Here is a 23,325-nt window from a genome sequence, read left to right on the forward strand (position 1 = left end):
TATCATGAGAAAGTGTGTGAGCTTATTGCTGCTGTTATTCATTTCAGTATCCGTACTGCAGTCTCAAACCATTAAACATGTCCTGTTAATCGGGCTCGACGGGGTTTCTTCCGAAGGATTCCAGTATGCTTCAACACCTGTGATGGATGACCTAATCAGCAAAGGATGCCTGTCATTGAAAACCAGGGCTGTACTGCCTACTGTCAGTGCTCCGAACTGGGCAACTATTCTTTCGGGTGCAGGACCGGAACAACATGGAGTAACCTCCAATGAGTGGAGCATGAATAATCAACCCTATGAGCCAACCATAAAAGATGATGCCGGGTATTTCACCTCCATATTCACGGTAATAAAGAAACAGCAACCAAAAGCCATAACCGGAATGTTTTACGACTGGGACTGGATTGGCAGCTTTATTAACCCTGTTTATCTCAATGAAAATAAGTTTATTACAGGATATCAGAACGTAACTTCAGCAGCACGGGACTTTATTAAACAACAAAAACCATTATTTACTTTTGTCTATTATGGGCATCCGGATGAAGTAGGTCATCAAATTGGGCATGGAACTCCCGAATATTTCCAATCTATTAACGATGTAGATACTGAAATCGGCAAACTGATTACAACTTTAAAAGAAACTGGTTTATATGCATCCACATGCATACTCGTGGTATCTGATCATGGAGGTATAGGGAAAGGCCATGGGGGTGAAAGTAAAATTGAGTTAGAGGTGCCATGGATCATTTCCGGTCCGGGGATTGCAAAAAATAAGATCCTGAATGGACCTAATGACCAGGCTAATACAGCCCCGACCATCGCAAAAACCCTTGCTTTAAAAACACCTGTTGAATGGATTGGACGTCCTAACAAAGATGCATTTGCTTTAGCAACTGACCCAAAAAGCAAGACATCTGCCTGGGTTCGCAAACCCTTTTGCTCCTTGAAAGAAGGTGTATATTCATCACCCCAGCCTGTCGAATTGAAATCATTATCTCCCGAATCAATCATATACTATAGCCTTGATGGAAGTACACCCGGGAAAAATTCGAAAAAATATACCGGTTCTTTTACCCTTTCGGAGGATGTTACCCTGAATGCGGTTGCAGTTATCGGAAACAATTCCAGCCAGGTAATCACCCTTAAATTCAGTTTCACTGAAGGCATTCACTCTGCCAGTCTCAAAACTCCGCCTTCTTCAAAGTACCCTGGAAATGGAGTCAATAGTTTATTTGATGGTTTGATTGGATCTGCCAATTATAAAGGCAAACAATGGATGGGTTGGGAAGGTGATGATTTTGAAGTAGATATTGATCTTGGAGAAATCAGGAAGATTGAAAGTATTGGACTGGATGTGCTCCAACTGCCTGCAAGCTGGATATTCCTGCCTTCAAGAATAGAGTTTTACAGTTCTGAAGATGGGATTCAATTTATTGAACAAGGCGCTTACAATCCAGCGGATGTTGATGACCTCCGTAAAGATGGGCCTGTATTGCTGGCCAGAACTTTTGAGAGTCTGAATACCAGATACTTAAGAGTTAAAGCCTATAATACCGGTACCTGCCCCACCGGCCACCCTGGAGAAGGTCAAAAAGCCTGGCTATTTATCAGCGAGGTGGAGATTGAATAAGCAGGCAGCTATTAGTTAGATCAGATTACACTATTTTTGTCAAGAGAAACAAGTATCATGCAATATACAATTGTTACAGGGGCAGCTGGTTTTATAGGCAGCTGCATGGTGAATAAACTGAATAACCAGGGACTCACGCAAGTGGTTGTTGTCGACGATTTCAGCATTCCTTCCAAACAGGGCAACCTTGAACATAAGTCGATAGCACTGAAAATCCATCGCAATGAATTCTTTGGATGGCTTAAGGAAAATGCCAGCCAGGTAGCTTGCATTTATCACCTGGGAGCCAGGACCGATACCACAGAATTTGACAAATCCATTTTCGACAGGTTAAACCTTAACTATTCAAAACAACTTTGGGATATCTGCACTGTTGAAGGAATTCCTTTAATATATGCTTCATCAGCAGCCACCTATGGAATGGGGGAATATGGGTATATTGATAATCATGAGATCGTTGAACAATTAAAACCACTCAATCCATACGGGGAATCTAAAAATGATTTTGACAAATGGGTTTTGAAACAGTCAAACACCCCACCGTTCTGGGCTGGTGTTAAGTTTTTCAATGTTTACGGGCCCAATGAATATCACAAAGGGAGAATGGCTTCTGTGGTATTCCATGCGTATCATCAGATCAGGGAAACCGGGATGGTAAAATTATTTCGTTCACACAAGGAAGGTTATAAGGATGGGATGCAACTCCGGGATTTTATTTACGTGAAAGATGTTGTTGATGTCCTCTATTTCCTGATGCAGAAAAAGCAGGAATCCGGATTATTTAACCTGGGCACAGGAAAAGCAAGGGCATTCCTGCATCTCGCTGAAGCTGTTTTTGCTGCACTTGGCAAACCTGCAAACATTGGATTTATTGATACTCCAATAGATATAAGAGACAAATACCAGTATTTCACAGAAGCAGACATGAACAAAGTGATTGTCAGGATGGGCTTCCCTTCACCTTTCTACACTCTGGAAGAAGGTGTTACAGAATATGTGCAGCAGTACCTGGCAGAAAAGAGGTATTTCTGATCACAACAGATTGATCTCCACAATGTTTGTTGCCAGTTTATAAGAGTCCGGAGAAATTAAAATTATTAACCTCAAAGACAATCATTTTGATCATAGCCTTGATTTCATCAGGGCTGCACTGGGATTCTATCCTGATATCACACTGCGTTTTACCATCAAAAATAAAACACCTGGCAAAGGTTCTTTGACTTGCCTTGACTGCTGATTCAACACAAGGACTCGTTACATCAAAGAAACAGAGTTTTCCACCAGTCACTTCTTCTGTTTTAACCTCTGACACTTTAAGGTTTTCACCATATCCCCCGTTTTTGTATTGCTGACAGATGTCTGTGAGTTCATCGGTATTCTTCTGCCATTGTTTTTGCAGTTCAGAAGGAGATGAAATCATTCCAAGCATCATTTTACCTGTTTCATCATTGTTATTATACCAACTCATAGCCACTTTGATCTCTCCCACTGTTTCCTTTGAGCAGGAAGTGGTTTCAGTAACTTGTCCGACATACTCAACCCTGACCATAAAGGGAGGCATAGGTTGGATTGTTTCAACAGGGTTAATGACACCTTTGGGAATCAGTTTCGATATTCTTGAAGATGACTGTGCAAAAGAATATAATGCTGCCAGCAGTATGCAAGGAAACAACAGATAATATTTTTTCATCTAAATAAATATTTCAAAGGTTAAAGCTTAATAAATTCGACTCTCCTGTTCCTGGATTTATTGATCCCGGAATCATTTGCAGCCACTGGTTGCGATTCACCCTTTCCATCGGTTTCAATCCTTGCAGCATCAATTCCATATACATTTATAAGTTCATTCTTTACTGACACGCTTCTGCGTTTTGACAGATCAAGGTTCAATGCATCTTCACCATCCGAATCGGTATGCCCTACAATTTTGATCCTGACTGCAGGATTTTCCTTCAACACTGCTGCAATCTCTTTGATCGTAGGTGCTGATGCCGGCTTTAGTTTATCTGAATTAACATCAAACAAAATCCCATATGAAACCAGCTTCCCTTCAGTGATCAGTTTACTTCTCATATCGGGCAAACCGGCGGCCATTCTGAAATTTGCTATCATTGGAATGATTTCATCGGATTCAGAATCCAACCTGAAGAACTTATAAGTATAGCCAGAATTTAACCCCCGTGGAAGGTCCAATACCTTACTTTCATTTACATATAACCGAACACGTTGTTTCTGAAACCAGAAAGCGAAATGATATTTTTCATTTGGTTTAAACTGGAAGGCCCCGATTCCTTCATCACCACCCCATTCCCTGTTCTCCGCCCAGTTATTCCAGGAGACCCTTTCATTCTCAGGCCGAATTCTTAACCCCGCATTGCCGGGTTGAGTGCCATTGATCACATTACCTCTATCGGCAGAAGTCAGGAAAATGGATAATGAAAAAAGCTGGTCATACACCTGGGCATAAGAAATCAGGTCAAATTCAACAGTATAATTATCAGTAAAACTTTCATTTACCTCAGGCAGGAAGTAGCCTTGTTTCGACAATAAAAGCCACCTTCCTTCAAATTTATCAGATGTTACTACCTCCCCGCTTCCGTTTGTATTCCATGCCAAAGGGAAATCACCAATTGCTACATCTGTGAAATCATCATAAAAAATGACTTTTTCACCCGGAATAAAATCAAACTTGGAGGTCAACTTATTCTCAGATTGCTGAGCAAAGCAAATAAAACTGAGAAAAACTAATAAAAGTGTAATCAGGTTTTTCATAATGTGGATTTAAGTGACATATATCAGAGTCTTTTATATTGACATTTATTACTATAATTAAAAATTGTAACCAATCATTTTGGTTGTCAGCTTACTTTTCAAGTTCACTCCTGACTTCAAGCAAGAATCTTCTGACTTTTTGTAATGAATGTATTATTTCCTGTTTATCCGGGGTATGAGTCTTTTGTTTCCTGATTTGAAGCTTTGCACCTTCCAGTGTATAGCCTTTATCCTTAATAAGATGGAAAATGATATGGAAATTATCTACATCTGCCTTAGTAAATAATCGATTCCCCTTATTATTCCTGTGAGGTTTAATAATATCAAATTCATTCTCGTAAAATCGTATCAGAGAAGTATTTACTCCAAACATCTCAGCAACTTCACCTATCTTAAAGTATAACTTTTCTATATCTTTTGTTCTTAATGGCATTTCAATGATGGATAAAGTGAGAAAAAGTGAGCTAAAGTGAACTAGAGTGAGCTAAAGTGAACTAGAGTGAACTAGAGTGAGCTAGAGTGAGCTAGAGTGAGCTAAAGTAAACAAGGTGACTAAAGAACTCCAACATAATAGTCCAATAGTTGAGCCGAAGGCTTCCCCTCGGGAAATTGAAATTGTGTCAAATTGTCGAATTGTCAAATTGTCGAGCCGAAGGCTTCCCCTCGGGAAATTGTCAAATTGTCGAATTGTCAAATTGTCGAATTGATCAATCCAGTGTTTGAGACGGATTCTTTGATTGTTCAATCATTGCTTGATATTCCTGGGGGGTGATATCGTTAAAGAAGAAATAAATAGGATTAATTGGCTGACCATTTTTATGAACTTCATAATGAAGATGAGGAGATGTTGATTTACCTGTATTTCCTACAAATCCAATAACTTCTCCACGGGTTACTTTTTGCCCGAGTTTCACTTTCATCCTTGAAAGATGAGCATAAAAGGTTTCATATCCAAAACCATGATTTATCTTGATACACATCCCATATCCACCCCTGTTGTATTCAGCTTCTGTAATTACTCCGTCACCTGTGGCATAGATAGGCGTGCCCACAGCTGCAGTAAAATCAATACCCTCATGCATTTTAGTTACCTTGTAAAAAGGATCAGTCCGGTATCCAAAATGGGATCCAATCCTGCGAAGGTCGTGGAAATTAACAGGTTGTATTGCCGGAATGCTGGCTATCACTTTCTCCTTATTCTTGGCTAATTTGAAAACCTCATCAAAGGATTTGGATTGAACATAAACCTGGCTTGAAATTTCATCCAATTTCCGGGAAGTACTTTCAACAATATCAGTATTACTCATTCCTGTGAGGCTTGCGTAACGATCTGCACCGCCATATCCGGCTTTCCTTACAGATGAAGGAATGGGTTCTGCTTCAAAAATTACCCGGTAAATATTATCATCCCTGTCCTGAAGATCATCCAAAACAGCTTGTGTTTGGTTCAACCTGTCATTCATGATCTTAAACTGGAGTTTATAGGCCTCCAGCTCATTCATTAGAACTTTTTCACGTGGAGATGAAAAGAAATTATATGCCAGCACAATAACAATTACACCGAATACCAATCCAAAGGCGAGTGAGGAAAGCCATCTTTTTAGCCTTTCCTTTATACTCACCTGAACCCGCTCTATCTTTAGCGACTTGGTATTGAACTGGTAACGGATTTTAGCCATTGGCTTTGTATCAGTTTTTCATCTAAAATAAGGCTATTATCCTATGCCTAACGGCAAAAATAATTATTTACCTTAAATTTGCAGCCTTTCCGACTGTGAAGAATTGTTAACACACCCTTTAAAAGTAACATCTTTAAGAACATAAAGCAGTTGAAAAACAAGATAGAATTATAAATGTACTAAAGAAAATAAAACCAGGTATGACAAGTATTGAAATCCGGCAGACTTTCCTTGACTTTTTCAAATCCAAACAACATGAGATCGTTCCTTCAGCCCCAATGGTTGTTAAAAATGATCCGACGCTTATGTTTACCAATGCAGGAATGAACCAGTTCAAGGACGTATTCCTTGGTAATTCACCTGTTAAATTTCCACGGATTGCTGATACTCAGAAGTGCCTAAGGGTTTCCGGGAAGCATAATGATTTGGAGGAAGTTGGCCACGATACTTATCATCATACCATGTTCGAGATGCTTGGAAACTGGTCTTTTGGCGATTACTTCAAGACTGAAGCTATATCCTGGGCATGGGAACTGCTTACCGATGTTTATAAAATCGATAAGGACAGGCTATATGTCACTATTTTCGGTGGAGATGCTGCTGATAACCTGCCTGAAGACCAGGAAGCATATGAGATTTGGAAAAAATATATTGCTGAAGACAGGATTCTCAGGGGCTCCAAGAAAGATAACTTCTGGGAAATGGGAGATACAGGCCCATGTGGCCCCTGCTCCGAAATTCATGTGGACATAAGGTATGATGCCGATCGTAAACTTATCCCCGGTGACACCCTTGTGAACAATGACCATCCTCAGGTTATCGAAATCTGGAATAATGTATTTATTCAGTTCAATCGTCAGGCTAATGGCTCATTGGTTCTGCTGCCTTCCAAACATGTGGATACCGGCATGGGATTTGAACGTTTATGTATGGTACTCCAGGGAAAACAGAGTAACTATGATACAGATGTCTTTACCCCTATTATCTCAGAAATAGCAAGGCTCTCAGGAATTCCATACGGACAGGAACCTAAAGCTGATATCGCCATGCGTGTTATGGCCGACCATTTACGTGCCGTAAGTTTTGCAATCGCGGATGGTCAGTTGCCTTCAAATGTAAAGGCCGGATATGTGATCCGACGAATCCTCCGCAGAGCTGTCAGATATGGTTATTCTTTCCTTAATATCAGGGAACCTTTTATCTTTAAACTGATCCCTGTACTGGAACAGCAAATGGGGCCCTATTTCCCGGAATTAACATCTCAACTCACTCTTATTCAACGTGTAATATCTGAAGAAGAACAATCATTCCTGAGAACGCTTTCCATTGGCATTCAGAAATTTCATCAATATATTGCTGCAGGCAAAGGGGAAAAATGCGTGCAAGGTGATTTTGCTTTTGAAATGTATGATACCTATGGATTCCCCATTGATTTGACTCAGCTGATGAGTCGTGAAATCAACTGGACTGTCGATATGGAGAGCTTTCTAAAAAGGCTCGAAGAACAGAAAAACCGTTCAAGGCAGGATGCTAATGTAGAAACAGATGATTGGGTAGAACTGATACCTTCCGATAAAAGTGAATTCCTTGGATATGACACCATTGAAGCAGAAGTCAGGATTTTAAAATATAGGAAAGTAATCGCTAAAGGTAAGGAAATCTATCAGCTGGTTTTCGATAAAACGCCATTCTATGCTGAGAGTGGTGGACAGGTGGGAGATACCGGAATTGTTGAATCAACTTTTGAAAAAATTGAGATTTTTGATACCCGCAAGGAAAATAACCTTGTAGTCCATCTTTCAGAAGTACCCCCTCAAAACCCATTAGTCCCTTTTATAGCAAAGGTTTCGTCTGAAAAAAGAACTCAGACAGCCAACAACCATTCAGCCACTCACCTTCTCCATTATGCTTTGAGAACGATTCTGGGTGCTCATGTTGAGCAAAAAGGTTCTTACGTGAGTCCTGACCACCTGAGATTTGATTTTTCCCATTTCCAGAAATTGAGCCAGGAAGAAATCTCACAGGTAGAAACCATGGTAAATAAACTAATCCGTGAAAATGACGCCCTCGATGAAAAACGTGCGGTTTCAATGAAACAAGCTCAGGAATTGGGTGCTTTAGCCTTTTTTGGTGAAAAATACGGAGATCAGGTGAGGGTGATCCGGTTTGGATCTTCTGTTGAGCTTTGTGGAGGAACACATGTGAAAGCAACCGGACAAATCGGCTCCTTCCGCATTGTAAGTGAAAGTGCCATTGCTGCTGGCGTTAGAAGAATTGAAGCAATTACTGCTGCTAAAGTTGAAGATTTCATCCATGAGCAGGATTTGATCCTGGAACAATTGAAAAACCTGGTTAAAAACCCGGTAGATCCTTTGAAAGCGGTCCAGCAACTAATCGATCAGAATACCGATCTACGCAAACAACTTGATGCAATGAATGCTGAGAAAGCACTTCGGGTAAAAGATCAACTGATTGCCTCAAAGGAAAATATTGGTGGGATTCATTTTATTTCAACCGTTTCTGATCTTGATCCTGCATCCATCAAGGACCTCGCTTTTGCATTACGTGATTCTGTCGAAAATCTATTCCTCGTCATTGCGAATGAATCTGATGGAAAAGCCGGACTCTCAGTGATGATTTCGGATGACCTGGTTAAATCTAAAGGCCTGAATGCCGGACAAATAGTTAGAGAGCTTGCTAAAAATATCCAGGGAGGTGGCGGCGGACAACCGAATTTCGCTACTGCTGGTGGCAAAGACCCTTCCGGTATCCCTGCAGCTTTAAGCCAAGCCAGGAACCTTCTGGAAAATTTCTAGAATTTCGGATTTTTGATTTCGGATGTCGGATGTCGGATGTCGGATGTCGGATGTTTGATGTCGGATGTCGGATGTCGGATGTTTGATGTCGGATGTTTGATGTCAGATGTTTGATGTCGGATGTTTGATGTCGGATTGGATGTGCGATGATTTCGGATGTCGGGATTGTCCCGAAGGGAAGCCTTTGGCTCGGTTGGGGGCTTTTGCATTTTGCATTTTGCATTTTTCATTCTTAAGGAGTGAAGTACCTAATGGGGGGATCCGTTGCCGGTTCCATTTGGGCTTTCGGATATCGGATTGTGGATTTGGAATACCCCGAAGGGGAGCCCTAGGCTCATTTTTCATTTTTCATTTTTTTTCATTTTTCATTTTTCATTTTTCATTTTGCATTTTCATTTTGCATTTTGCATTTTGCATTTATCACTTTGCATTCTACATTATTCTTTTTTAATACATTTATATCTTCTTAAAACCTCAACATGTCAGGAATCATAAAACACCCAATCCAAACCCTCGGTTATCAATTTATCCCAAAAGAATATATCCCGGTTGGCAAGGATGAATACTACCTCCGCAACAGGCAAAACAGCTCCAATGGAAGATACAGGCAATTAACGGCCTATGAAATTGAAGTACTGGTAAAGAATCATAATACCTCTGATGACTGGAACAAACTGCTGGTATCAGATGCTTTCAACCCTGACCTGGTTAAAAACTGCAAGTTTTTCGGACTAGTCAGGATTGGGAACCTGGAACCCTATTACCTGGAATTCCACGATCTAAGGGTACCGGTCGGACTTTATAATAGTACCATTATCAATTGCGATTTCGGCGATAATGTGGTTGTAGATAATGTGAATTACTTTGCATACTATATCACAGGTGATGAAGTGATTATTGCCAATGTGAATGAAATTGCCACTTCCGATCATGCAAAGTTTGGAAATGGCATCCTGAAAGAAGGTGAAAGTGAAGACATCAGGATATGGCTCGAAATATGTAATGAAAATGCCGGTCGTAGCGTAATGCCATTCGATGGAATGCTTGCCGGTGATGCATGGCTTTGGAGCAGAAATCGCCATGATGCAGATTTACAGCGTCGTTTCAGGGAAATGACTGAGAAAAAATTTGATAATTTCAGAGGTTATTATGGAACATTAGGCAGCCGCACTGTTATAAAAAATTGCAGTATTATTAAGGATGTAAAAACCGGTACAGATGCTTATCTGAAAGGAGCGAACAAGCTTAAAAACCTGACAATCAATTCATCAGCAGAAGCTCCAACCCAAATTGGTGAAGGTTGTGAACTGGTGAATGGAATCATAGGCCTGGGATGCAGGATTTTCTATGGAGTGAAAGCAGTGAGGTTCATTATGGGTTCCAACTCACAGTTAAAGTATGGTGCCCGGCTTATCAACTCATTCCTGGGAGATAATGCCACCATTTCTTGTTGTGAAGTGCTCAACTCTCTCATATTTCCTGCACACGAACAACATCATAATAATTCATTTCTTATTGCTGCAACCATCGAAGGGCAAAGCAATATTGCAGCCGGTGCAACCATTGGCTCCAATCACAATAGCAGGGCTGCGGATGGAGAATTGATTGCTGAACGGGGCTTCTGGCCAGCTCTTTGCACCAGTGTAAAACATAATAGCCGCTTTGCACCATTCACGCTTCTAACAAAAGCAGATTATCCCGCTGAACTAAATATTACACTTCCTTTCTCATTGGTAAGCAATGATGTAGCAAATGACCGGTTAGTTATCATGCCGGCATACTGGTTTATGTATAATATGTATGCCCTGGACAGGAATTCATGGAAAACCGGCGACAGAGATAAACGACCTGAGAAATTACAATCGCTGGAAACAAATTACCTGGCTCCTGATACAGTAAATAGTATGTTCAACGCAATTACAACGCTGGAAGTACTTGCCGGGAAAATGGTTTTGACTGAGCCCCCTACAGGAAAAACTTATTCCAGAGAAGAATACCAGGTGAAAGGAAAGCAATTGTTCATTGATAAAGACCCTCTTGTCAGGGACTTATTAATTAATGGCAATGAATTTGAACATGGCCACAGGAAATGTCTTATTGTGAAAGCTCAAAAAGCCTGGGAGACCTATCAGGAGTTCATTCTGATCTATGCCGTGGAAGTATTGATAGAATACCTTGAATATCACCCTGATATGAATTTTGAAGTTTTCACAACCTTACTTCAAAAAACCGCAAAAAGAGAACTATTTACAAATGTAGGTGGACAATTGATTTCAACTTCAGAACTTGATCTGATGAAACAAAAGATCATCGATTATGAAATTGTCAGTTGGGAAGATGTACATAAATTTTACCATTTGCAGACTGATCAATATCCTGCTGCAAGGCTGCTTCATGCGATAAGTTCTTTAAATGAACTTCTAAAACCTGCAGAAGTTGGCAAGGAGTTCGTTACATCCTTATTTGCAAAATATCTGGAATTTAAACTTAGAATTGTTAATGAAATCAAAGATTCAAGGGTGCGCGATTATGAAAACCCTTTCCGTCAAATGACCTATCAGAATACGGAAGAAATGTATGCAGTAATGGGAAATCCTGCTAAAAACAGCTTCATTAAAATGCAGAAACAGCAATTTGAAAAGACGCAATTAAAAGTTAGCACATTATTAAAAAATTGGGGACTTGAGTAGGATCTGTATTCAGAATTAAGATTAATTCCCCCCTGACCATAGTTATTACCAGGAATAACTCAATTTAGTCAGTCCGGTAGGATTTTAGATTCCAAAAAATGCAAATAACAATAACTTTAAAAGTCACTTAGTTTAATATTTTATACTAAAAGATTAAACATTTTTGCTTTTCTCATGTTGTATAACGAAATTGCGCATAAATTTTGCCACCAACATGATTAAATATTCAATTAAGGACCTGGAGAAGCTTACTGGTATTAAAGCCCATACCATTCGTATCTGGGAAAAGAGGTATCATCTTGTAGATCCATCCAGGACAGCTACTAATATCAGGTATTATTCTGATGAGGACCTGAAACGATTGTTAAATGTCTCCGTATTAAACCGATACGGTTTCAGGATTTCAAACATTGTTTCAATGACTTCTGAAGAGTTGAATAGCAAATTACTGGATCTTTCAGAACAAGACCCTATGTTCAGCCATGAAGTAGAAAGCCTGGTTCTTTCAATGATTGAAATGGATGAACAAAGATTTGACAAAATATTGTCCTCATCTATTATTAAATTTGGTTTTGAAACAACGATTACGGATGTTTTGCATAAATTCCTTGAGAAAATAGGCGTATTATGGCAAACCGGCACAATAACACCCGCTCAGGAACACTTTGTATCGAATCTCATTCGTCAGAAATTGATCCTTGCAATTGATGGACAGCATGTTGCACTCCATTCAAATGCCAAAACTTTCCTACTATTTCTGCCTGATCAGGAATACCATGAGATGGGACTACTTTTTTTCCATTACCTCATTCGTAAGCACGGGCATCAGGTCATTTACCTGGGACAAAATGTGCCTGTTGCTGATCTTCCTGAAATCGCTGCTATCCGTTATTTTGATATCCTTTTCACCTCCATTACCTGCTCTTTACCCGGATCCGGTTTGCAGGAATTGTTGGATAAATTAGGTTCAATGTTTTCAAATAAGACGATTCTCCTGGGAGGATATCAGTTTTTAAGCAATGAGTTCGAACTTAAAAGCAACATGACCCTTCTTCATAATGTTGAAGAACTCGAAAACTACCTGAAACTACTCTGATTTTCTTAAAATTCCTTTTAATCATTCCGGATAATCTCCGCGGATGAGTGTTTTTATTTCCCTGAAAATGTGAATATTAAAATTTTATATTCATTTTTTAACATATTTTTCTTTCTGAATATATTGATTGTTTAATTTTTGATTGTATATTCGTGAACAGTTTTTATTCATTCTTAATAAACATAAGATTGAATAGTGGTCATTCTCTCATTAGTGTTAACTTTCATTAACAATTATTTAACACTATTTTTAATGATTCTAAATTATTTTGTTTAATTTTGCAGTGTGTTTACTTAAACATTGGCCTTATGACACAGATAGAATTCACCCATAAACTTATAAGTTTGCATGACAACCTTCATTATTATGCAAACATGCTTACTTCAAACCGTGAAGAAGCTAAAGACCTGATTCAGGATACTTATCTTAAGGCATTAGCAAATCGTGACAAATTTGCTGATGATACAAATCTGAAAGCCTGGACCTATACCATAATGAAAAACACTTTCATTAACAATTATCGCAGGAATCAGAAAGCAAATACCATCATCGACAGTACGGAGGATCTTTTTTATCTGAATATTCCCCGTAAATCTGAATTTGCTTCTCCTGAGTCAAAATTTTCAGAAAAAGAGATCAAGAAAAGTATCTCCCGACTTGCTCCTGATCAAAGATTGCCTTTCGAAATGCATAACGACGGATTTAAATATAAGGAGATCGCTGATAGTTTGAATATTTCTATTGGCACCGTAAAAAGCCGTATATTTTTCACTCGTCGCAAATTAATGGATAACCTAAAGGAATTTGCTGATTAAGCATTTCAAACTAGATCCTGATTACTCATTCAGCCACTTCTTTTATCGGATAGTGGCTTTTTTTATGAAAACATCAAGCGGTGCCCGGTTTTTTTCATTGCATTCCACTATAGTTACCAGGCCTTCAATGATGCCGGCACCGAAATAATCGATATCAAATATTGAATAGGGAGATTATTTAAAAAGCTCCACGCATATTACACTAAATGAATAGTAATGGTATTCTTCACCCCCAGGTTAAAGCCCTGCCACCAAGAATCTCCTGCTATTTAGCCTGATCTGCTTTCTGCAGGCTGAGTTTTAAGATGGCGAAAATCATCACTAATGCACTTACCCATTGAACGGGGGTCAGTACTTTTTGGTTGAAGAGATAATCAAACAAGATCGCGGACAATGGAAAGCATAATTCACAGATCGTAGCAAGCATAGCCCTGATCCGGGTTAAACCAAAATAATAGAGAAATATTGCACCCGATCCTGTGGTTAAGCCTATCAGTAGGAATATTAACCATTCGAAACGCTGAACACCCGAAAGCAAATTTAAGGAGCCGGTAATCAGCACAATCAACAGCATAATCAAGGTAGTGGTGCCATACCTGAAAAAAGTAGCGGTGAAAAAACTGTACTTCTGAAGCACTTTTTTACTGAAAACAGTGGAACTCCCAAAAGCAAAAGCCGCCAAAAGGGAATAACCGGCAGCAAGAGCTGTATTATTCCCGGAACTTAAATCAGGCATCTTCAATCCAAAGGTGAGGAAGTAACCTGCAACAATAGCCAGTCCTGACCAAATTGCAAAGTTCGACTTCATTTTCTCCTTCAAAAGGATCGCAGCTAAAGTTATCGCAAAAACAGGCTGGAGTTTCTGTAAAAGCACGACTACAGTTAAAGCCTTAAAATTCACAAGGAATAATGCCTTTACAATTGATAAAGTTCCGATGGCACCTCCAAATAAGGATAACAGGAAAATCATCAAAATATCACTTCCTGTAAAACGCTTCAGATGCCGGTATTCCTTAAAAAGAAAAAATTCATTAACAGGAATGGCAATGCGTGAAGGATAAATACTACCAGACTGATATCCAACCGGTAAAGCTGTGGAGTGAGCACTATTCCGTCAAGTCCCCATAATATGGCTGCAACACAAATAGCCATTGCCCCTGCAAAAACGGGCCTGTTCACTTTCATATCCTCTCTATATATATGTTCACGACCATTACCTTATCGGAAAGATCATACTCTCCAATACATCCTTTGGCTGGCAAAGATAATTGAAATGATCAAATGGTAAGGATTATACTCATTCCTGACAGGTTTCGCTATTTCGATAGAGTTTTACCGGGTAGTCAGTTATTTGAATTTAACCCTGTTCCGCTTGAATATGGAACCAAAATGAGTGTTGAATCATCGATATGAATAGCTTTTATCAACAAGCCCGTTAATTAATTAACAATAAGGTGCGAAAATGAATGAGACATTGTAAGATTATTAACTTTGTCACACCAAAGAAATGACGAATAAATTCTATAACTCAATGATAACCAACAACTTTATTGATCGGCACAACGGTCCTGGAAAGAAGGAACTGGCAAAAATGCTTTCAACAATCGGAGTAACTTCTATTGATCAACTCATAGAAGAAACCGTCCCCTCATCCATCAGGTTACAAAAGCCTCTAAATCTACCTAAGGGATTAAACGAATATGAATTCCTCGAGCATATAAAAGCTCTGGCTTCAAAAAACAAAGTCTTCAAGTCCTATATTGGACAGGGATATTATAATACAATCACTCCAGGGGTAATCCTTAGGAATATATTTGAAAACCCGGGCTGGTACACTTCTTATACTCCATACCAGGCTGAAATTTCACAAGGCAGGCTTGAAGCTCTGCTTACTTTCCAGACCATGGTGATTGATCTCACCGGCATGCCCATTGCTAACGCATCTTTACTGGATGAAGCCACTGCTGCATCAGAAGCAATGATTATGCTTTATAATGCCAGATCCAGGGAAGCGGTAAAAAACAATGCAAATATCTTTATGGTTTCCAGGAATCTATTCCCACAGACCATCGAGGTTCTTAAAACCCGCTCTGCTCCACTCGGAATTGAAGTGAAAGTAAGTTGTACAAAGGAATTCGATATGAATCCTTCAGTGTTTGGGATTATGTTGCAATATCCCAATCAATTTGGAGGCATCAATGATTATTCAGCAATCGTTCAAGCTGCCCATGAAAAGAATATTACTGTGGCTGTAGCGGCTGATCTTCTCAGTCTGACAATGCTTACTCCTCCTGGAGAATGGGGAGCTGATGTGGTTCTTGGAAGCACTCAACGTTTTGGAATTCCAATGGGTTTCGGTGGCCCTCATGCTGCCTTCTTCGCTACCAAAGAAGAGTATAAACGTTTTATCCCGGGCAGGATCATTGGCGTATCAGTGGATGCCCAGGGCAACAGGGCTCTTCGTATGGCTCTGCAAACCAGGGAACAACACATCAAACGCGAAAGAGCCACTTCAAACATATGCACAGCCCAGGCTTTACTGGCTATTATGGCAGGTATGTATTCTGTGTATCACGGACCTGACAGGCTTAGACAGATAGCCAGGCATATTAATATACTTACAGCAGTATTGGCCCAGGAAATGGCCCAATATGATTACAAACAATTAAATACCAATTTCTTCGATACCGTATTGGTTGAGATTCCGGAAGGTTCAAGTATGGATGCTATCCGTAAACTGGCAACTGAGAGCCATGTGAACTTCCGGTATATTGACTCTAAACAACTGGTAATCAGTCTCGATGAAACAACTACCCTGGAAGATGTAAACCTCATACTCCATATATTTGCTTCTGCCAGTAACAGGCAATTCTCTGAATTTGTGTGTGACCCGGCTGTTTGTGGACTCATGAGATCCTTTGATGAAAAATTTGATCGAAAGAGTGCTTACCTCACTGCACCGGTTTTTAATAGCTATCATTCGGAAACTGAAATGATGAGGTTCCTGAAGAAATTGGAGAACCGTGATCTGGCATTAAACCGTTCCATGATCCCTCTTGGATCCTGCACAATGAAACTGAATGCAGTGGTTGAACTTATGCCTTTGAGCTGGCCCGAATTTGGGGCTATTCATCCATTTGTCCCGGCAAACCAGGCAGAAGGCTACCTCAGCATGATCAATGAATTGGAAAAAGCATTATGTGAAATCACAGGTTTTACAGCTATCTCCTTCCAGCCTAACTCAGGAGCTTCCGGTGAATATACCGGACTTCTGGTGATTGCCGCCTATCATGCAAGTATGGGTCAAAGCCATAGAAATATTTGCCTCATCCCTGCTTCCGCTCATGGCACTAACCCTGCCAGTGCCGCTATGGCTGGAATGAGTGTGGTGGTTGTTAAAACCGATGTGAACGGGAATATCGATACCCAGGATCTAAAAGAAAAAGCTGAAAAGCATAAGGATCAACTGGCTGCCCTGATGGTCACCTACCCTTCCACTCATGGGGTTTTCGAGGAAAATATCCTTGAAATTGTCTCCATCATTCATGAAAATGGCGGACAGGTATACATGGATGGCGCTAATATGAATGCCCAGGTTGGACTTACCAATCCGGGTATTATAGGGGCTGATGTTTGTCACCTGAATCTCCATAAAACCTTTGCCATTCCTCATGGTGGAGGAGGCCCGGGTGTTGGCCCCATCGGTGTTGCCAGTCACCTGGTACCATTCCTTCCCGGGCATTGTGAGTTTAAGGTTGGCGGTGAACAAGCCATTTCAGCTGTTGCAGCAGCCCCATTTGGCAGTGCTCTCATTCTGCCAATTTCTTATGCTTATATCAAATTACTGGGAGGAGAAGGGCTGACTGATGCCACGAAATATGCCATATTGAATGCCAACTATTTGAGGGCTCGCCTGCAAGGACATTACAAAATCCTCTATACCGGAAGAAAAGGGCATGTTGCCCATGAGATGATTCTTGATTGCAATCAATTCCTGAAGACCGCAGATGTGGCTGTGATTGATATAGCAAAACGATTGATGGATTATGGATTCCACGCCCCAACAGTGGCTTTCCCTGTTATTGGCACACTGATGGTAGAACCTACTGAAAGCGAGCCGCTATCGGAATTGGATCGCTTTGCCGATGCAATGATTGATATCAGGAAAGATATTACCCTGCTTGAAGAGGGGAAAGTTGACAAATCCATCAACGTGATCAAAAAAGCCCCACACACAGTAGCAATGGTTACAGCTGACAATTGGGACTTTCCTTATTCGAGAGAAAAAGCCGCATTCCCGCTGCCTTGTGCCAGGGAAGATAAATACTGGCCGGCTGTTACCAGGATTGATGATGCTTTTGGCGACAGAAATCTCGTTTGCTCCTGCGCACCAATTGAGGACTATCAATAGTGACAATTCAAGATATTTAAACTCGCAACAAAGTACAGAATACATACTATCAACGTTTTATCAGGCCAATACATTCTAAGGCTCTGATAAAACGTTGTTGTTTTTTCCGGTTGAAAACTTAACCTGGCCATGTCACCATCCTTGTAAATATTGCATTAATTTTGCATCGCTTATAAATATGATGATCGCTTTTCATGAAAATAGCTCGAAATTCCATCTTTTATCTCACGACAATAGTGGTGTTTCTCATTTCTATATGGTTGATTTTGCAGAAAGGAAAGGATCTCGAAATTCTTCACAGAGGTGCCATAAATCCATCAACACTTAACCAGGAAATAACTCATGATTCAGTTGGTATTTGGGGGCAACTAACAGAGAGTGTTCATGAAAGCTTTCAACATCCCCTCAGTATTCTGCTCCTACAAATACTCATCATAATTCTGATCAGCAGGTTATTCGCTTTTCTCTTTCAAAAAATTAAACAACCTGCCGTAATAGGAGAAGTAATGGCCGGTATCCTTTTAGGACCCTCTTTTCTGGGTTTATTCTTTCCGGGCATTTTTACCTTTGTATTTCCGCAAGACTCATTAGTTAACCTTCAGTTCCTAAGCCAGATAGGCTTAATCCTTTTCATGTTTATTATTGGAATGGAGCTTGATCTCAAACTACTCCGTAATACAGCAGGAACAGCAGTATTAGTAAGTCACGCAAGCATTATTTTCCCATACCTCCTCGGAGTAATCCTGTCCTTGTTTCTTTTTGTTGATTATGCCCCTGCAAATATTGGTTTTCTCCCCTTTGCTCTGTTCATGGGAATTTCAATGAGTATCACAGCATTTCCGATACTTGCACGCATCCTGCAGGAAAGAGGATTGACAAAAACCCCTCTGGGTGTGATGTCACTCACTTGTGGAGCTATTGATGACGTAACCGCCTGGGCTGCCCTTGCTGCGGTGATTGCAATAGTAAAATCGGGCTCAATGATTGGAGCAATTTCTACTATTGGCTTTACTGTAATTTATATGGTCGTCATGTTGTACCTGGTTCAACCGTTCCTTATCAAGGTAGGGAAAATCTATATTTCAAGGGAGACGATCAATAAGACCCTGGTTGCACTCATTTTTGCCCTGCTGCTTTTCTCTGCATATATTACAGAAACCATAGGTATTCATGCTCTTTTCGGAGCTTTTGTTGCCGGTTTGATCATGCCTCACAACCTGGACTTCAAGAAAAACCTTATTGAAAAAATTGAAGACATAAGTTTGGTTCTTTTCCTTCCGTTGTTTTTCGCATTTACCGGCTTGAGAACTCAAATCAACTTATTGAATGAAGGCCATTTATGGCAGGTATTCTTCTGGGTTCTGGGAATTGCCATACTGGGAAAATTCGGAGGGAGTGCATTGGCTGCAAGGTTTGGCGGGTTATCCTGGAAAATCTCCCTCTCAATCGGGGCGCTGATGAATACCCGGGGTCTTATACAGTTAGTTGTCCTGAATATTGGATATGAATTGGGTATACTTTCGCCGCAGATTTTTGCAATCCTGGTGCTTATGGCATTGATTACCACCTTCATGACAACGCCTTCTTTACAACTTATTGAATATCTTTTCCAGAAAAAAGCAAGAGCTGTCGCAGATAAAATATTGCAACCCTTCAGGATTTTGATCTCGTTCGGACCTCCGGCAATGGGTAGTACCCTGCTAAAATTGGCTCAGCAGATTTCTCCACCAGATCCTAGCCTGGATAACAATCAATATGCTGCGATTCACCTGACTCCAAGTGCTGAAGTTCATCCGGCACAAGCTATTATCTTTGAAGAAGAGGGTTTTGCCCCGATACGAAAATCAGCCGAATCTGCCGGCCTCACAATAAACACAATCTATAAAGCAACCGATGATGTTCAGAATGAAATAGTTAGAACTGCCAATCGGGAAAAATATGACTTCCTGCTACTCGGCAGTGCCCGATCAGTATTTTCAGGTAATTACCTGGGAGGAAAAATTAAAAGAATGCTCGCAGACTGTAATTGCAACCTCGGAATTTTTGTTAATAAACAATATTCCGAAACAAACTCTGTCCTGATGTTAATTCCTGGTACTGCCAATACTTTTGCCATCCGCCTGATAAACAACTACATTGGTCGGAAAGAAACCAGCAGGATTACTTTAATCAATTCAAAAGATACAGGTCTTCCTCCAGAATTGCCTAGTGAACTATCTGAAGATTCCCAGGCAAAACTTTCCTTACTACCCTACTCTGCACTCATCCCGGAACTTCATGCAGAAAATGGATATGATCTGCTGGTTTTAGCCGTTGATGATTGGAAAGCCCTGTTTACGAATAAAAAATATGATCCTGAAATACTACCCTCCGTCCTGATTCTCAAAATAAAGAACTGACGCTTTCAATCTGCATGGGTTATTTCTCAAGGTTTTCAAGGCACCATTGAATCTTTCTGCCAGGTCCTTTCAATATCATGGTCCAAACCAACGCTATATCTGATAAGTCCTGCTGATAATCCCATCTGTTTTTGAACATCTTCAGGCACTTCACTGGAAGTACTTTTACCGGAATTGCTGAATAAAGTCTTGAAATAACCCAGGCTAACTGCAAGATATCCAACATCCTTCATCTCCATTAGTTCCATGAATTTGCCTGCACGTTCAGCAGTATTGAGGTCGATTGCAAGCATGCCACCAAAACCGAAATCAGGATTCATCAGTCGTTTCATAGCTGCATATCCGGGATGAGATTCAAGACCCGGATAAATTACTCTGATACCGGCTTCCTGGAATTTACCTGCTAAAAAGGATGCATTCCTGCTATGTTGTTGCATCCGGATATGAAGGGTATGCAAGTTTTTCAGAATAGAGGATGATCGCAGGGGATCGAGTACAGGGCCTAAAAGCATTGCAGTGCCATTATTCACATCAATCAGGGAATTGATGAACTCAGCTGAGCCACAAACAGCGCCGGCTACACAATCATTCTTTCCGTTGATGAATTTTGTCAGGCTATAAACCACCACATGAGCACCCAACCTGGCAGGGGCAATAATCATCGGTGTAAAAGTATTATCCACCACCAGTTTAATCCCATGTTTATTGGCAATAGTTGCCAAAGCTGGAATATCTGATATCTGTAACAATGGATTGGTCATCGACTCCGTATAGATGAGTCGGGTATTAGGGCGAACAGCTTTCTCAACAGCTTCTATATCAGTAATATCAACAAAGGAGACAGAAATATTGAACTTGGGAAGATAGTTCTGTAGAAATGCAAAAGTCCCTCCGTAAGTGGTCATACTCGACACAACATGATCCCCGCTGTTGCACATTTGCAATATTGTATTGGTAATTGCACCCATGCCGGAAGCTGTCACCCAGCCTTCTTCTGTTCCTTCCATTGCTGCCAGGGCATCTGCCAGGTATTTATTACTGGGATTCCAGTGCCTTGAATACAGAAAACAGCCTTCTGTCTCACCATGAAAGGTTTCAGTCATGGTTTTTGCCTGCATAAAAGTATAGGTAGCCGAATCAGTAATGGATGGATTCACATCCCCATATTCTCCGAATTGCTTCAGATCAAAAATTGCATTCACCGGATCATGTTTCATAAAGCCTGACATTAATAATGTAGTTTAGAAAGATAGTATTGGATCAGGGATGAGTTTTAATTAAACCCGATTTATTGTCTGTCTGAATAGCCCCTCCAATTACGAGGCAAATCTATCAGTATTTTAAATAATACCTGAAATATGTTACTATCTGTAACTATATTAAACATTTTATTTTAATTTCGAAACCTGAATCCACATTATTAGCGAATATTGTAACTAAAACAAACAATTATTTATCGATAACTGTCAATCTAAAAGTAGCCAAATTCATGAAAATAGATATGTTGGACAAACGCATCCTCGATTATCTCCTCAAGGATGCAAGGATGCCTTATCTTGAAATTGCCCGCCGGTGCAAGGTTTCCGGAGCAGCAATCCATCAGCGAATACAAAAACTGAAAGAATCAGGGGTTATTTCATCCGCCCAGGTGGTACTTTCACCTAAAGGATTAGGATACATGACTTGTGCTTATATTGGGATACAGGTGAATCTGGTAAGCACAAGTACTCATGATGAAGTATTCCGTAAAATCCGGCATATACCCGAAATCGTGGAATGTCACCATATCTCTGGTAAGTATTCCTTGCTCATTAAATTATATACGCAGAATAATGAGCATCTAAAAAAAATAATTGTAGAACAGATTCAATCCATCCCAGAAATTACATTTACAGAGACCTTTATCTCACTGGAAGAAGGTTTCGACCGACAACTTCCGGTAATTATCTGATTCCAAAGTCTATAGTTCCTTTCATTTTCGCACCGCTACCCATTCACAAACATCAATCGATATCCTGACATGGAAGGAATCATGAAAATAGATTACTTTTACCGTTGAAAACCAATCACTTTAACCAAATCTTATCATGAAAAAAACATTCATCATTGCCCAGATTTTCTTATTGATTGTTTTAATGGCCTGTAAATCAGGAAAAAATGGAGACATTCCTGAAGGGGCTAAAGAAGGAAGTACCTATGGGGTAAAATCAGGCATTATCAAATACAAGCCTATGAATATGATGGGCATGACCCTTACACAGACCGTCTTTTTTGATGATTATGGCAACCGCGAGACCAGGGAGATTATTACAGAAGGATCTATGATGGGTCAAACCATGAAAGTACATGCCTTTGATATTCGTGAAGGCCTGACTAACATCCATTATGAACTTGAAAACATGCAAAATGGTCAGAATATTGCTAAAAAGGAAGCTTATAAAGAATCCTTACCAAAGGAATTCCTTGCTCAGCAAAACCTGGCTGAACTAAGTGATGAATTGAAACAGAAGATGTCCTATAAAGAAGATGGAACCGAAACAATTGCCGGTATTAAGGGTACAAGATATACTATGATTCCTGATAGTTCAAACCCATCTATGATTGCTACTGGAGTTCATTACAAAAATGTTCCTTTGAAATTCGCTTTTGGAACAGTTGAAATGATTGCTGATAAGGTTGAATTTGATGTTACGGTCCCTGCCGATAAATTCAAAGTCCCTGCAGACTTTAAAGTGATTGAAAAACAGCTGCCGGATGAATTATTGAATGCCAATCCTGAAGATGAGAACAAGTAAAAAACAAATAATTTAAAGAAAAAACCGGCCCCAAATAGCCGGTTTTTTCTTTCTCATTCTTAATCGGTTTTAACTTACCTTTAATATTAGATACTTTGCAAATTATTGCTACCCGAATAATTCAGTTCCAAGAGACTTATTCACCAACTGAAGTGAGATAATCAACATTTCTGAAACAATCTTGTTAGATTTCAGGGTTTCCTTTTAGGCCATCCCTATTCA

At 40.0% G+C, this 23,325-nt stretch carries 15 protein-coding genes and 1 pseudogene; 10 read left to right on the top strand and 6 right to left on the bottom strand.

Translation table 11 applies throughout. From position 1 onward, the window contains the following. Nucleotides 1-4: 4 nt before the first annotated feature. A complete protein-coding gene (locus IPH84_11415) occupies nt 5-1,630 on the top strand; it encodes an alkaline phosphatase family protein (GenBank protein MBK7173818.1) in 1,626 nt (541 codons plus the stop codon). A 57-nt stretch (nt 1,631-1,687) separates the two neighbouring features. Next, nucleotides 1,688-2,662, top strand: coding sequence for an ADP-glyceromanno-heptose 6-epimerase (gene rfaD / locus IPH84_11420; protein ID MBK7173819.1), 975 nt, complete (start codon nt 1,688-1,690; stop codon nt 2,660-2,662). Nucleotides 2,663-2,699: 37 nt separating this feature from the next. Here rfaD and IPH84_11425 read toward each other — a convergent pair whose 3' ends face one another. The 4 genes from IPH84_11425 to IPH84_11440 form a co-directional block, all read right to left on the bottom strand. Then, the gene (locus IPH84_11425; protein MBK7173820.1) at nt 2,700-3,320 is read right to left on the bottom strand and encodes a hypothetical protein; all 621 of its coding nucleotides are present in this window, start codon (nt 3,318-3,320) and stop codon (nt 2,700-2,702) included. A gap of 20 nt (nt 3,321-3,340) precedes the next feature. Continuing rightward, nucleotides 3,341-4,402: an OmpA family protein gene (locus IPH84_11430; protein MBK7173821.1), complete on the bottom strand. Its 1,062-nt coding sequence runs from the start codon at nt 4,400-4,402 to the stop codon at nt 3,341-3,343. A 91-nt stretch (nt 4,403-4,493) separates the two neighbouring features. Further along, nucleotides 4,494-4,835 carry a MerR family transcriptional regulator gene (locus tag IPH84_11435; GenBank protein ID MBK7173822.1) on the bottom strand — a complete coding sequence of 114 codons (342 nt, stop codon included), beginning with the start codon at nt 4,833-4,835 and terminating at the stop codon, nt 4,494-4,496. A 274-nt stretch (nt 4,836-5,109) separates the two neighbouring features. Then, a complete protein-coding gene (locus IPH84_11440; protein ID MBK7173823.1) occupies nt 5,110-6,081 on the bottom strand; it encodes a M23 family metallopeptidase in 972 nt (323 codons plus the stop codon). 200 nt (nt 6,082-6,281) lie between these two features. Between IPH84_11440 and alaS the strand changes: the two genes are divergently transcribed. From alaS to IPH84_11460, 4 genes are all read left to right on the top strand, one after another. Beyond that, on the top strand, nt 6,282-8,897 hold the full coding sequence (gene alaS / locus IPH84_11445) for an alanine--tRNA ligase (protein ID MBK7173824.1): 2,616 nt from the start codon (nt 6,282-6,284) through the stop codon (nt 8,895-8,897). A 479-nt stretch (nt 8,898-9,376) separates the two neighbouring features. Continuing rightward, nucleotides 9,377-11,587 carry a DUF4954 family protein gene (locus IPH84_11450; GenBank protein MBK7173825.1) on the top strand — a complete coding sequence of 737 codons (2,211 nt, stop codon included), beginning with the start codon at nt 9,377-9,379 and terminating at the stop codon, nt 11,585-11,587. Between the two features lie 214 nt (nt 11,588-11,801). Next, nucleotides 11,802-12,683: a MerR family transcriptional regulator gene (locus IPH84_11455; GenBank protein ID MBK7173826.1), complete on the top strand. Its 882-nt coding sequence runs from the start codon at nt 11,802-11,804 to the stop codon at nt 12,681-12,683. A gap of 308 nt (nt 12,684-12,991) precedes the next feature. Further along, a complete protein-coding gene (locus tag IPH84_11460; protein MBK7173827.1) occupies nt 12,992-13,498 on the top strand; it encodes an RNA polymerase sigma factor in 507 nt (168 codons plus the stop codon). 265 nt (nt 13,499-13,763) lie between these two features. On the opposite strand, the pseudogene IPH84_11465 reads toward IPH84_11460, so the two are convergent. Further along, nucleotides 13,764-14,683 (bottom strand): annotated as a pseudogene (locus tag IPH84_11465) (DMT family transporter). 346 nt (nt 14,684-15,029) lie between these two features. Here IPH84_11465 and gcvP point away from each other — a divergent pair. After that, a complete protein-coding gene (gene gcvP, locus IPH84_11470) occupies nt 15,030-17,909 on the top strand; it encodes an aminomethyl-transferring glycine dehydrogenase (GenBank protein ID MBK7173828.1) in 2,880 nt (959 codons plus the stop codon). Between the two features lie 194 nt (nt 17,910-18,103). After that, the gene (locus IPH84_11475) at nt 18,104-20,308 is read left to right on the top strand and encodes a cation:proton antiporter (GenBank protein ID MBK7173829.1); all 2,205 of its coding nucleotides are present in this window, start codon (nt 18,104-18,106) and stop codon (nt 20,306-20,308) included. 35 nt (nt 20,309-20,343) lie between these two features. On the opposite strand, the gene IPH84_11480 is transcribed toward IPH84_11475, so the two are convergent. Continuing rightward, a complete protein-coding gene (locus IPH84_11480; protein MBK7173830.1) occupies nt 20,344-21,525 on the bottom strand; it encodes an aminotransferase class I/II-fold pyridoxal phosphate-dependent enzyme in 1,182 nt (393 codons plus the stop codon). 272 nt (nt 21,526-21,797) lie between these two features. On the opposite strand from IPH84_11480, the gene IPH84_11485 reads away from it, so the two are divergent. Then, nucleotides 21,798-22,259 carry an Lrp/AsnC ligand binding domain-containing protein gene (locus IPH84_11485; protein MBK7173831.1) on the top strand — a complete coding sequence of 154 codons (462 nt, stop codon included), beginning with the start codon at nt 21,798-21,800 and terminating at the stop codon, nt 22,257-22,259. 136 nt (nt 22,260-22,395) lie between these two features. After that, nucleotides 22,396-23,103 carry a hypothetical protein gene (locus IPH84_11490; protein ID MBK7173832.1) on the top strand — a complete coding sequence of 236 codons (708 nt, stop codon included), beginning with the start codon at nt 22,396-22,398 and terminating at the stop codon, nt 23,101-23,103. Nucleotides 23,104-23,325: the final 222 nt, after the last annotated feature.

Source organism: Bacteroidales bacterium (genome assembly GCA_016707785.1).
Taxonomy (GTDB): Bacteria; Bacteroidota; Bacteroidia; order Bacteroidales; family UBA4417; genus UBA4417.